Annotated in this window: 11 protein-coding genes and 1 riboswitch; of the genes, 2 read left to right on the top strand and 9 right to left on the bottom strand. The window is 73.3% G+C overall.

Annotated features, from left to right (window positions below; genetic code table 11):
• Positions 1–13: 13 nt before the first annotated feature.
• The 7 genes from MXD60_RS02885 to MXD60_RS02850 all read right to left on the bottom strand — a co-directional run bounded on the left by MXD60_RS02885 (position 14) and on the right by MXD60_RS02850 (position 7,197).
• Positions 14–883, bottom strand: coding sequence for a methylenetetrahydrofolate reductase (locus MXD60_RS02885; RefSeq protein WP_248817358.1), 870 nt, complete (start codon positions 881–883; stop codon positions 14–16).
• 716 nt (positions 884–1,599) lie between these two features.
• Positions 1,600–3,015 carry an aminotransferase class V-fold PLP-dependent enzyme gene (locus MXD60_RS02875; RefSeq protein WP_248817357.1) on the bottom strand — a complete coding sequence of 472 codons (1,416 nt, stop codon included), beginning with the start codon at positions 3,013–3,015 and terminating at the stop codon, positions 1,600–1,602.
• A gap of 46 nt (positions 3,016–3,061) precedes the next feature.
• A riboswitch (SAM riboswitch) is annotated at positions 3,062–3,175 on the bottom strand.
• 72 nt (positions 3,176–3,247) lie between these two features.
• A complete protein-coding gene (locus MXD60_RS02870; RefSeq protein ID WP_248817356.1) occupies positions 3,248–4,063 on the bottom strand; it encodes an SAM-dependent methyltransferase in 816 nt (271 codons plus the stop codon).
• Positions 4,064–4,196: 133 nt separating this feature from the next.
• The gene (locus MXD60_RS02865; RefSeq protein ID WP_248817355.1) at positions 4,197–4,598 is read right to left on the bottom strand and encodes a hypothetical protein; all 402 of its coding nucleotides are present in this window, start codon (positions 4,596–4,598) and stop codon (positions 4,197–4,199) included.
• Positions 4,599–4,694: 96 nt separating this feature from the next.
• The gene (locus tag MXD60_RS02860; protein WP_248817354.1) at positions 4,695–5,090 is read right to left on the bottom strand and encodes a DUF1634 domain-containing protein; all 396 of its coding nucleotides are present in this window, start codon (positions 5,088–5,090) and stop codon (positions 4,695–4,697) included.
• 41 nt (positions 5,091–5,131) lie between these two features.
• Positions 5,132–5,971: a sulfite exporter TauE/SafE family protein gene (locus MXD60_RS02855; RefSeq protein ID WP_248817353.1), complete on the bottom strand. Its 840-nt coding sequence runs from the start codon at positions 5,969–5,971 to the stop codon at positions 5,132–5,134.
• 146 nt (positions 5,972–6,117) lie between these two features.
• A complete protein-coding gene (locus MXD60_RS02850) occupies positions 6,118–7,197 on the bottom strand; it encodes an alpha/beta hydrolase (protein WP_248817352.1) in 1,080 nt (359 codons plus the stop codon).
• A gap of 168 nt (positions 7,198–7,365) precedes the next feature.
• On the opposite strand from MXD60_RS02850, the gene MXD60_RS02845 reads away from it, so the two are divergent.
• Together MXD60_RS02845 and MXD60_RS02840 are read left to right on the top strand one after the other, a co-directional pair.
• Positions 7,366–7,986 carry a TetR/AcrR family transcriptional regulator gene (locus MXD60_RS02845; protein WP_248817351.1) on the top strand — a complete coding sequence of 207 codons (621 nt, stop codon included), beginning with the start codon at positions 7,366–7,368 and terminating at the stop codon, positions 7,984–7,986.
• A 216-nt stretch (positions 7,987–8,202) separates the two neighbouring features.
• Complete coding sequence (locus MXD60_RS02840) at positions 8,203–9,699, top strand: MFS transporter (RefSeq protein ID WP_518467229.1); 1,497 nt, start codon at positions 8,203–8,205, stop codon at positions 9,697–9,699.
• Positions 9,700–9,767: 68 nt separating this feature from the next.
• Here the strand turns inward: MXD60_RS02840 and MXD60_RS02835 are convergent, their stop codons facing one another.
• Positions 9,768–10,268 carry a hypothetical protein gene (locus tag MXD60_RS02835; protein WP_248817350.1) on the bottom strand — a complete coding sequence of 167 codons (501 nt, stop codon included), beginning with the start codon at positions 10,266–10,268 and terminating at the stop codon, positions 9,768–9,770.
• Positions 10,265–11,200, bottom strand: a complete 936-nt coding sequence (locus MXD60_RS02830; RefSeq protein WP_248817348.1) for a ParA family protein — start codon at positions 11,198–11,200, stop codon at positions 10,265–10,267. The genes MXD60_RS02835 and MXD60_RS02830 overlap by 4 nt, the downstream gene beginning before the upstream one ends.
• Between the last annotated feature and the right edge of the window lie 599 nt (positions 11,201–11,799).

Raw genomic sequence — 11,799 nt, 5'->3', positions numbered from 1 at the left:
ATGAAGGTGCCGCTCATGAGAGTGCCGCCCGGGGATGAACGCCGAGGATGCGGCGGGCGATCTCGGCGGTGGCGCCCGCGGCTGCAAGTTCGTGGCCGGGCCGCGCGCCACCGGAGAGGTTGATCCCGTCGACGCCGGGCAGCGCCAGCATCCGTTCGGCGAGCTCCGCCCCGGCGCGCACGCCCGACACCCGCGGATCGACCGCCTCCATGATCCCCTCCAGGTAACCGGCGGGCAGGCGGGGACCGGCGAAGGACGCGACGACGGCCGCGCTGGCCGCGCTCGTCACCACCGGCACGCAGCCGAGCACCGTCCCGCCGAAACCCGTGTCGCGCAGCGCGGCCACCGCGTCGGCGAGCGGCTCCAGGCCGCCGCAGTGGTCGACGAACACCACGTCGGCACCAGCGTCGATCTTGGCGTCGAGCCGGGAGAGGCGACGGTCCGCCGGCGGCGCGGCCGGCGCGTGCGCCACCGACACCAGCGGCCCGCGGCTGCGGGCCAGCGCGACGACGTCGAGGCTGTCCAGGTCGAACACTCCCGGCGCGTCGGCCCGGTGACCGAGCGCCGGATGGTCGCCGGTGACGCAGTGCAGCCCGGTCACGCCCGCGTCGGCGCAGGCAGCGATCTCACCCTCGAGCGCGACCCGGTTGCGGTCCCGGCAGTTGATCCCCGCCCATACCGCCACCCCGAGGTCCGTGAGCAGCCGAGCCCGGTACGACGGCGGAAACTGCACCCGCGCGCCACCGTGATCCCCGAGCAGGCAGGCGTCGGCAGCCTCGGCGAGCACGGCGGCGCTTGCCCGCAGACTGTCCGCGGACAGCGCGGCCGCCGGCAGGTCGGCGACGACAACCGGCCGCACCGCCGCCACCGCCCGAAACGCCACGGCCGCCGCAGAGCGGACACCCGCCGCGGATCGGCCGGCCGTGAGGGGCTGGACGGCTGTGTCGGGCTCGGCGGCCGTGGCGGGCTGGGCCGCGTTGGGCCCGCCAGCGCCAGCCGCCGCCAGTCGGGGGGCGCGTACGGCCAGGCGGCGAGGGCGTCGAGGAACGAGCACGGACCGGTGCCGGGGACCTCGCAGAGCCCGTCCTCAGATACTCCCGCGCAGGGGCCGTGCACCATCTGCTTGGGGCATCGGGCGACCGCGCCACGCCAGGTGGCCTCGGCGAACGCCCCGATGTTCATCACGCCAACACTGTCGGGCGAGGCCATCGACATGCGGTTTCGAGTCGATAGACCTTCTGTTAAAGGTTCACCTGCGTCCGTGCCCGGACGGTCCGGGGGACACCCATCGCCGCGCCCGCCTGGTCGGTATCCGTCCACCCCGGGCGAGGCCCCAGAAAGGATGATCGTGGACGGACCGCCGTCCCTGCGTCCGGCAGATCTCGAAGGTCCAGATCACACAGGGCGACGAGGTCGGGTTCGCGCCCGGATTGTCGTCCAGAGGGACCCACCTGCGCGCGCCGACGCCGCTGGACGTCACGCTCCGTGGCTGGCTGGCTGGCTGGCTGGCTGGCTGGCTGGCTGGCTGGCGACGGCGCGGGCGGTCGGTTCGGAACCGGCCGCTACGGCTCGTGGCGCTGGGAGCGCGGCTGGAGGCGGTCAGGTGCCGCAGGGCGAGGCGCCGGCTGCGGCCGGGCCGGTGGCGAAGTCCTCGACCCACTGCGGTGGGCGGCGGTCGTCGGGAGCGGGCTGCCACTGGCCGTCGCGGACGGCGTAGGTCCAGCCGGTGCCGACTCGCAGGTAGCTGTCGAGGGCGTCGAGCAGGCGGTCGACGTGCTCGGTCGTCGAGCCGACGCCGACGCTGGCGCGCAGCGCGCCGCCGGGGACGCCGAGGCGGGCCAGCAGCGGATGCGCGCAGAACCGGCCGGCCCGCACGCCGATGCCGTGCTCGGCCGAGAGGTAGGCCGAGACCCGGCCGGGGTCGTGCCCGGGCAGCGATAACGCGACCACGCCGATCCCGGCGCCGCCGACCTCGTCGCTGTCCGCCCAGATCCGGTGGATCACGACGCCGTCCAGCGCGTCCAGTCCGCGCAGCAGTCGCTCGCGCAGCTGGGTCTCGTGCTGCTCCCAGGCACCGGCGGGCAACGCGGCGATCGTGCGGCAGGCGGCGGCGATCGCGGTCGCGCCGGCGAGGTTGGGCGTGCCGGCCTCGTGCCGGGCGGGGCCGGTGGCCCAGTCGACGGCGTCCGTACCGACCTCGCGGACGGCGCCGCCGCCGGCCAGGTACGGCGTCGCCGCGTCCAGCCAGTCGGCCGCCCCCACGAGCACCCCGGCGCCGAAGGGCGCGTAGAGCTTGTGGCCGGAGAAGGCGAGGTAGTCGACCCCGAGCGCGGCCATGTCGACCCGGCGGTGCGGCGCGAGCTGCGCGGCGTCGACGAAGATCCGCGCGCCGGCGGCGTGCGCCAGCCGGGCGAGGCGGGCCAGCGGTGGCGCCTCGCCGGTGACGTTCGACGCCCCGGTCACCGCGAGCAGGGCCACCGGGGCGGCCCGCAGCTCGGCGTCCAACGCGGCCAGGCTTTCCGCCAGGGTCGACCGGGTCGCCACGCAGCGCGCCCCGCGCCCGCGCCACGGCAGCAGGTTCGCGTGGTGTTCCAGGTCGAACAGCACGACGTCGCCAGCGTCCGCGGGCAGCGCGCGGGCCAGCAGGTTGACGGCATCGGTGGTGTTGCGGGTGAACAGGACGAGGTCATCGTCGCGGGCGCCGACGAACCGGGCGACGTCCGCCCTGGCGCCCTCGTACAGCGACGTGCACACCTGGGAGGCGAACCCCGCCCCGCGGTGCACGCTCGCCGAGTAGGGCAGCACCCGCTCGACGTGCTCGGCGACGGCGGACAGGCACGGCGCGCTGGCCGCGTAGTCGAGGTTGGCGTACTCCACCCGGCCGCCGCCGACGAGCGGCACGCCCAGCCCGGCACCCCGCACGGCCAGCAGCGCTGCCGCCGGTCCCGTGTCACCAGCGGCGGCAGGCTCGCCCGGCTGGGTGGGAACCACCGGGCGGCGAGCGGATTCGGGCATGACAGAAACGATCGAGGTCAATGTCGCTCCTCTTGGACCCGTGACGGGTCGGCACTTGCCGCTGGCGGGTTGCCGCAGCCCTGTCATCACCCGGGGCACCCCAGTGCGGACGCAGGGTTGCCGGCCAGCAAGCCGGGGCTGAACGCTGGCGCTCAAGACCTGACAGGGACTCTAGCAAAACCCGCCTATCCGCGTCGGGCAGATCGACTTTCGAGCGCCTGACCTGCGGCGACTACGGCAGCCGCGCGACGCCGCCGGCGATCCAGACCCGCTCGTGGCCGTCGGGCAGCGGTCCGGCGGGGCGCCAGGCCGGGACGAGGGTCACGCCGGGGTCCAGCAGGTCGAGGCCGTCGAAGAAGGCGCGGATCTGCTCGGTCGTGCGCAGGGTGAGACTGGAGGAGGACTTCTGGTAGGTCGACACGATCGAGCCCGCGCCGGCGGTGGCCGCGTCGGAGACGGCATGGGACAGCGTCAGGTAGCTGCCGGAGGGCAGACCGTCGAGCAGGGTGCGCACCACGCCGTACGGGTCCTCCTCGTCGGTGATGAAGTGCAGGATCGCGACCAGGCAGAGTCCGACCGGGCGGGTGAGGTCGAGGGTGTCGCGCACCTCGTCGGAGGCCAGCAGGGGCAGCGGCTCGCGCAGGTCGGCCTGTAGGTAGGCGGTGCGGCCCTCGCGGGTGCCGCCGAGCAGCGCCCGGGCGTGGGTGAGTACCAGCGGGTCGTAGTCGGCGTAGACGATGCGGGCGGCCGGGTCGATCGCCTGGACGATCTCGTGCAGGTTCGGACCGGTCGGAATGCCGGTACCGATATCGAGGAACTGCCGGACGCCGTGATCGGCGGCGAGGTGGGCGACGGCACGGTTCATGAACGCCCGGTTCTCCCGGGCCATCAGTGGCGCCTCCGGAGCGGCGGCGATGACTTTTTCCGCTGCTTCCCGATCGGCGCGGAAGTTCTCCTTTCCGCCGAGGTAGTAGTCGTACATTCGCGCAGAATGCGGAACGTCGATGTCCAGGGCGGCCGGCACGATGTCAGGGCGATCGGCGGTCATGGCGCTTCCGTTTCCCGAGTAGGCGGCTGGCTGGTCTGCGGCGAAGCTCCCTGGGCGCCCCTCCGAGAGGCAGGCGCGCACGGTTTCCGTGCACGCTCCCGGCGTCCGCCCGCCTGGGAGCGTGGCAGATCGGTCACGGGCTGATGCGTGGAAACTCCGCAACAGTAACGGCTTCGCCACCCGTTCGGCGGAGCGGTCGGAAAGGCCCGGACGGACCATTGCCACGTCCTGTCTGGTCGACCACCGCGATGTTCCCCGCGTCCATGAGTGGCGACGACGCGGTCAGCACCGCTCGTGCGGGCGCGTTTTCGGTGATCGACCAGCCGGGCACGTGTTCGGCGGAGCGGATCGGGCCCAGCCGCAGGCGCAGCCCGACACGCCAGCCGGCGACCAGCGCCGGCCGCATCGACGCCGGCGCGCCCACGAACACGGCGCGGACCCACGTCAGCGCGTCGTGGCTGGCCGCCGCCGGCACCGGCAGGGAGATCGCCGTCGCGTGGTCGTGCGGGCCGAGGTGGTCGCCCAGGGTTCCCATCTCGGTACGGGAACCCGGCTGGGCCGCCCGGTGGTCGCCGGTCGCCGTGGACGCGGGGGAATCCGGATCATCCCGTCACGATGCGCCGCCGGCGCCTCATTCCGCGGCGCCGAGGCCGCCGGCCACGACCAGCAGCAGGATCACGACCGCGGCGACCGCGGCCAACCACGGCTGACGCGAGCGCAGCCAGGCGAGTCCCGCCGCGGCGACCCCGGCGGCCGGGGTCGCGACCAGCACGGCCATGCCGAGCAGCATGACGGCGCTGGACCGGGCGTGGCGCAGCCCGCTGGCAAGGTCGGACAGGCGCAGCGCCGCGGACCCGTCGAGCAGGCCGCCACCCGTACCGTGCACCCACGCCGCACCGTTCTCGCTGAGTCCCGTGGCCAGCCCGGCGAGGACGAGCGCCATGCCGAGGACGCCGCCCACCCGGAGCACGACAGCGACCGCCCGCGCACCGACCTCCGGGGTTTCGCCCTGCGCTGTGATGGTCATGCCGCCACCTGCCCCTTCTCGCGTCCGTCCGTCGTCCGTCATCAGGCCAGCCCGCGCAGCAGCATCTGGGCGCTGATGACGAGCAGCACCACGAGGAACACCGCCCGCAGGGTCGTCGTCCGCACCCCGGCGAGCATCCGGGAGCCGAGGCGCGCCCCGACGACCGTGCCGATCGCCACCGCGGCGGCCAGCGCCGGCACCACGTCACCGCGCTGCAGGTAGACGACGGCGCTGGCGGCGCCGGTCACCCCGATCATCAGGTTGCTCGTCGCCGTCGACACCTTGATCGGCAGCCGCATCGCGAGGTCCATGGCCGGCACCTTCATCGCGCCGGAGCCGATGCCGAGCAGCCCGCTGACCGCGCCCGCGGCGGTCATCATCGTCAGGCCGGTGGCGGTCCTGGTCACCTGGTAAGCGCGCTGGCGCTGGCCGTCGGTGACGCTGCCGTGCAGGGTCAGCACGTCGGCGATCCGGTCGCCCGGCACTGCCAGCCCGGACCGTTCCTGCCGGTTGCGCAGCATCTGGACGGCGCTGAACGCCAGCACCGTGCCGAACACGACGTACAGGGTGCGGGCGCTGAGGTGGCCGGCCAGCAGGGCGCCGCCGACGGCCCCGCTCACCGTGGCCACCTCGAGGGTGACCGCGATCCGCAGGTTCGCGAAGCCCTGGTCGAGGTAACGCGGCGAGGCCGCGGCACTGCCGGCGACGACGGAGATGACGGACGCGCCGATCGCGAGCCGCACATCGAGGCCGAACGCGAGGGTGAGGATCGGCACGATGAACGTGCCGCCTCCCAGGCCCAGCAGGCTGCCCAGGCAGCCCGACGCGACGCAGACGAGGGCGATGACGACGATCTCCACCAACGGGCTCACGGTGCTCACCGATCTTTCACCGATCCCTGACAATTAGGTCTGTTACAGAGCTTATCTGGAGCAGAGATATCGGTCCAGGGGAGCGAGTCGGGAATGGCGAGGTCAGCGGGAGGGCGGCCCGCCGCCGTGGCGTCGGATCCGAGCGGGCCGGGCGGTCAGCGCCCGAGGGCCCGATCCAGGAAGTCCACCACCGCGGCCATCCGCGGCGCCGCCGGGAACAGGGCGCCGTGGCCGGCTCCGGGGATGATCGTGAGCTCGACCGCGGGGGCGCCCGCCGCCCGCAGCGCCTCGGCGAGTTCCAGGGACTGTCCGTGTGGTACGACGCAGTCGGCGTCGCCATGCTCGATGAGGAACGGCGGCAGCGCCGCGCGACCCAGATAGTGCAGCGGGCTCGCGGCCCGCACGAGCTGGGGTGCGGTGGCGACCGTGCGGCCGAGGAAGCGGGACTCCGGGGAGCCGGCGCGACCGTGCTGGGCATCCGCGGGGGCGCAGCGCGGGTTCGAGCGGGCCTGCTCGTCCATGGAGGCGAAGTTCACCGGGGCGTAGAAGTCGATGACGGCCTGCACGGCGCTGGACACGCCCGGGCTGCCGAGGCGCGGGTCGTCGTACATCGCCACGCCCGCCGTCGCGCCGAGCATGACCGCGAGATAGCCGCCGGCGGACTGGCCGCTCGCCGCGATCCGATCCGGGTCGAGGCCGTGGTCGTCCGCATGCGCGCGCAACCACCGCACGGCCGCCTTGACGTCCTGGACCGCGGCGGGGAAGCGGGCCTCTCCGGAGAGCCGGTAGTTGACGGCCGCGACGGCGTAGCCGGCCGCCAGCAGCGTGGCGACGACCGGAGCGTCGTCGCGCTTGTCGCCGAGCGCGAAAGCTCCGCCGTGGATCGTGAGCACCACCGGAAGGCGGCGCGCGCCGGCGTCGGCGCTCGACGGCGCTGTCGGCCGGTACAGGTCGAGGCGCTGCGCCGCGGACAGCCGCGCGTAGGGCACGTCCCGCAGCTCCCAGGTGCCCGGCGGGGTCGCGCTGTGATCGCCGGAGAACTCGGTGGCCCTGGGTCCGCCGGGCAGCCGCGGGTGCCGCCCGGTGGCCCGGGTGGCAACGGCGACCCCCGCTGCCAGTGCGGCGCAGGCCGCGGCGGCGGCGGTGTGGCGGCGCTGTACGGCGGGAATGACGGGATCCTCTCGGGTGGTGATCGGTCGGCCGCGCTTGGTCGACCTTGTGGGCCCGACCATCATCCCTGGCGGCGGCGGTGTCCGCGCGTTGCCGCGGCGCCGGATCGGTCGGGACGATGTGGTCGGCGACACGTCGATGTCGGCGTCGCGAGTTCCAGTACAGTACGGTACTGTTTTCATGAGCTCAGGGACGCCCGCAATCGTGGGGTCTCCGAAGGAGGGGAGGAGGTTGTGAACATCCCCTGCGGCGCAGGCCGCGGACGGCCCCGGGACGATGCCCGGGAGCAGGCGATCCTCGACGCCGCGCTGCAGCTGCTCGTCGAGGTCGGCTATGAGCGGATGAGCATGGTCGCCGTGGCGAACCTGGCCCGCGCCAGCAAGGCGACGATCTACCGGCGCTGGTCCAGCAAGGACGAGATGGTCATCGAGGCCCTGCGCCGGCGCGCACCGGTCGACAACATCCCCGCCGACACCGGGTCCCTGCGCGACGACCTGGTGGCCCAGGTGCGCCTCATGATCGAGGCCGCGTCCGGCCCCGAGGGGGCGCTGCTCGTCGGCGTCCTGCGGGCGGCGAGTGAGTCACCGCAGCTCGCCGAGGTCATCCAGACCAACATGCGCCAGCACAAGGCAGAGATGTGCTGCTGCCTGCTGGAGCGCGCGGTGAAGCGGGGAGACCTGCCCGAATCCGCCGACCCGGGTCCGCTGGTCGAGGTCATCGTTTCGATGATCTTTATGCGGCTGCTGGTCACTGGAGAGGCGCTGGATGACGCGTTCGTCCATCACCTCGTCGACGAACTTGCGCTGCCCCTGCTCGCCGGCCGCGCGGGAATCCCGGCGGAGCCCGCGTCGTGAACTGATAGTCTTCCGAACATACGATCGAACGCTCCGAGCTGCAGCGCGGAGCGCTCCACGGGACCCGCGGGGGCGGTCGGCTCCGTCACCCCGTAGTGATCCGCCTCGTCTTCCCTGTGTCCTGTCGCCGGGGCCGTCGCGATGCCGTCGGTCCCAGTTGTCGAACGCCGGTAACCGGTCCGTCCGGTTCCGACCTTCCTGGCAAGGAGCCTCCACGTGACCGAAACCGTCGACCGCCGGACAGCGCCCGATCCGGTGGGCGTGGCCGACGGAACGCCCGACCCTCGCCGCTGGCTGGCGCTGTGCATCATCGCGGTCGCGCAGCTCATGGTCGTCCTCGACGCGTCGATCGTGAACATCGCCATTCCGCACGCCCAGTCGTCGCTGCACATCTCCACCGCCAACAGGCAGTGGATGGTGACCGCCTACACCCTCGCGTTCGGCGGCCTGCTCCTGCTCGGCGGCCGCATCGCCGACTACCTCGGCCGCAAGCGGGCCTTCATGCTGGGGCTCTTCGGCTTCGCGCTCGCCTCGGCGCTCGGTGGTGTCGCCCCCAACGCGGGGCTGCTGTTCGCCGCCCGCGCCCTGCAGGGTGCGTTCGCCGCGGTGCTCGCCCCGGCCGCGCTGTCGCTGATCACGGTCACGTTCACCGAGAGCAAGGAGCGGGCCAGGGCGTTCGGCGTCTACGGCGCCATCTCCGGCGGCGGCGCGGCCATCGGCCTGATCGTCGGCGGCATCCTCACCGAATACGCCTCCTGGCGCTGGTGCCTGCTGGTGAACGTGCCGATCGCGCTGATCACCGCCGCTGCCGCCGCGCCGATCGTCCGGGAGAGCCGGGCGACCGGTGAGGCCCGCTACGACCTGCCTGGCGCACTGACCGTCACCGGCGGTCTCGTCGCCCTCGTGTACGGGTTCACCCTGGCCGCCGAGGACGGCTGGAGCGATCCGCGCACCCTCGGGCTGCTCATCGGGTCGGTGGCGCTGCTCGTCCTGTTCGTCGTCATCGAGTCGCGGTCGACCGCCCCGCTGCTGCCGCTGCGGGTGGCGTTGGAGCGCAACCGGGGCGGGTCGTTCCTCGCCTGCCTGCTCACCGGCGCCGGCCTGTTCTCGATGTTCCTCTTCCTCACCTACTACTTCCAGCAGACCCTGGGCTACAGCGCGCTGAAGACCGGATTCGCGTTCCTCCCGTTCAGCGGTGGGATCATCGTCTCGGCCGGCATGGCCAGCCAGCTTCTCCCGCGGGTCGGCCCGCGGGTGCTCGCCACCGGCGGTGGCCTGCTCGCCGCGATCGGCATGGCCCTGTTGGTGGGGATCGGGCTCGACACCAGCTTCGTCGCCCACGTCCTTCCGTCCGAGCTGCTCATCAGCTTCGGCATGGGCCTGTCGTTCGTGCCGCTGTCGAGCGTCGCGCTTGTCGGCGTCGGCATGCATGACGCCGGGGTTGCCAGCGCGCTGGTCAACACCACCCAGCAGGTCGGAGGCGCGCTGGGGACCGCGCTGCTCAACACGGTCTACGCGACCGCGGTGACCGGCTACCTCGCCGATCACCACGGCCCGCGGGCCGTCGACCAGTCCCAGATCGAGGGTTACACCACCGCCTTCATCTGGGCCGCGGTCTTCATCGCCCTCTCCGCGATCGTGGTGGCCGTCCTCGTGACCGCCGGCCGGGACTCGGCGGCGACCACGGACGGCGTGCCGGCGCACGTCGGCTGACCCGGATCCGGCCCCGCCGCCCGGCGGGGCCGGATCGTCGCGGGTGCCGCCGCGGGTCGCGGTGAGCCTCAGAGGTCGGGGCCGCGCATGGCACGTGCGCTGAGCCGAAATCCGACCGTCTGATCCACGATCTTGCGTAGGACGGTGGCCTTCGGGTCGCGGCCGCCGACACCGTCCACGCCGAGCGCCTCGGCCAGGGCGCGCAGCTGAGGCACCGACACCCGGCCAAGCTCGGCCAGGCGCGCGGCGGCCTGCTCCCGGCTCGCGGCGGCGAGCAGCGCCGCGCGCAGGGCCTCGACGTCGATCGCCGCCGGTGGCGCCGGGGGCCGTCGGATCCGCGCCGGGCCCTGCGCCCGGGGCGCGGCCATCGGCGCGGCGGCCGAGGTGGAGCCGCCGGCCTCGGCCGAGGGGACGATCGCCAGCCGGGCTCGGCCGGCGATCAGGTCGTCGAGCTGGCGCGGAGCCAGCTGCGCGAGCAGATCGGCGACCTGGGCGAGCAGCAGGGAGCTCAGCCGGACGGCGTCACCGGCGGCGCCCGCCGGCGCGTCCGGCGCGGTCGTGTCGGTCACGGCTGAGCCGTCCGGACGCGGGCGAGGAACTCCTCGACGAGATGGCGCAGTTCCCAGGCCAGGGCGGGGGAGAGCTGGTCGGAGAGGATGGCGGGAATCTGCGCGCGGGCGGCGCCGGCGAAGTGGCTGTTGCTCTCGCGGACCATGGCGTCGAACACCGGTAGCCCCAGCTCGCGGGTCTGTGTCAGGTAGGGGCGCAGCGCCGCGATCGGGCGGCTCGCGTAGAGCTGGACCATCGTGAAGACGACGCCGAGGATCGCCGGCTGCAGCTTGCGGATCATGGGCCCCTGGTCCGAGCGTAGGTCGACGATCTGGTTGAACTCCCAGACGAACCGGCGCAGCCTCGACTGCAGATGCTCGATGCCCAGGGTGGACAGCTCGTCCGGCCGGGCGGGGATGAGTAACTGGTCGCAGGCGGCGACCGCCGCCCGGGTCAACACGCCGAAGTTCGGCGGGCAGTCGAGCAGCACGAGGTCGTACCCCGGGCGCGGCAGGGTGGCCAGTGCCGCCGCGAGCCGCAGGTAGACGTCGAAGTAGTGCCGCGTCGACCGGTGGACCTCCGCGCCGCCCAGGCGGGCGGCCAGATTCATCTCGACGTCGCCGAGCGACAGGTGGGAGGCGATCAGGTCGAGGGTGCCACTGCCGGACGCGATGCGGTCGTTCACCACCGGCGGCGAGCTGATCAGCGGCTCCACCGACAGCCTGGGGCCATCCATCCGCCACGCCTCGAACCAGTTCTTGATCGTCCGGCTCTCGGCCAGTCCCGCCCGCCACTGCTCGGGACGCAGGAAGGAGAAGGTCAGGCTCGCCTGCGGATCCAGGTCGACGAGCAGGACCCGCTTCCCCCAGGCGGCGATCTGCGCACCGATGTTCGCCGTCAGCGTCGTCTTACCGACGCCGCCCTTGTAGTTGACGACCGCGATCACCCGCACGGCAGGTCCGGCCCGCGTGCATCCGTCGACGCCGGCACGATCATTGATCGCGACACCGCACCCCCTGTGGCTGCTACATCCTGTATCCGCGGCATCGCGGCAGCGTCGCCGCCAGAGGTGACTGGTGACGTGCTGGCCAGCACACCACGGCGCAGCGCGGACAGAAGTGCGTCGACCCGACCCGGGTGGCCGCGGTGCGTGCGTCTTGACCTGCAGTGGTGCGACTGGTTCTACGTTGTGGCGACGATGGGCCACCTGAGCGCTACCTGGCGGGACCGCCGAAGGCACCGCCACGGCCGGGAGGATCGTCGGGAAACAGCCGATCGGCCGGCTATTCTCGGCCCGACCCTGTGCTGTAGCAGTTACCTCCTCGGGGGACGATGAGTGGATGAGTAGTTCGAGTGGGGCCGGCTCGGGCACCAATCTCGGCCGTGGCACCGGGCCGACCCGGGATCCTGGGCACGCCCGGGGCGCCGCGGCGCGCACCATCGGACGGGTCACGAGCCGGCGCGCCAGGTCGTCGTCGCGCGGCCACCGGCCGCCCGGTCCGGCCGCTGGGCGGGCCGATGTCCGCCCGGCCACGGCCGTCGGCGCGGTCC

It is taken from the genome of Frankia sp. AgB32 (assembly GCF_023243045.1).
In the GTDB taxonomy this organism is placed as follows: Bacteria; Actinomycetota; Actinomycetes; order Frankiales; family Frankiaceae; genus Frankia.
Note: the sequence above shows the minus strand (reverse complement) of the source record. Positions and strands in the feature narration are given on the sequence as shown.

Excerpts from the sequence above, each read along its gene's own strand:
- MXD60_RS02875 (WP_248817357.1), bottom strand. The coding sequence starts at position 3,015 with ATGCCCGAATCCGCTCGCCGCCCGGTGGTTCCCACCCAGCCGGGCGAG.
- MXD60_RS02870 (WP_248817356.1), bottom strand. The coding sequence starts at position 4,063 with ATGACCGCCGATCGCCCTGACATCGTGCCGGCCGCCCTGGACATCGAC.
- MXD60_RS02865 (WP_248817355.1), bottom strand. The coding sequence starts at position 4,598 with ATGGGAACCCTGGGCGACCACCTCGGCCCGCACGACCACGCGACGGCG.
- MXD60_RS02860 (WP_248817354.1), bottom strand. The coding sequence starts at position 5,090 with ATGACCATCACAGCGCAGGGCGAAACCCCGGAGGTCGGTGCGCGGGCG.
- MXD60_RS02850 (WP_248817352.1), bottom strand. The coding sequence starts at position 7,197 with ATGATGGTCGGGCCCACAAGGTCGACCAAGCGCGGCCGACCGATCACC.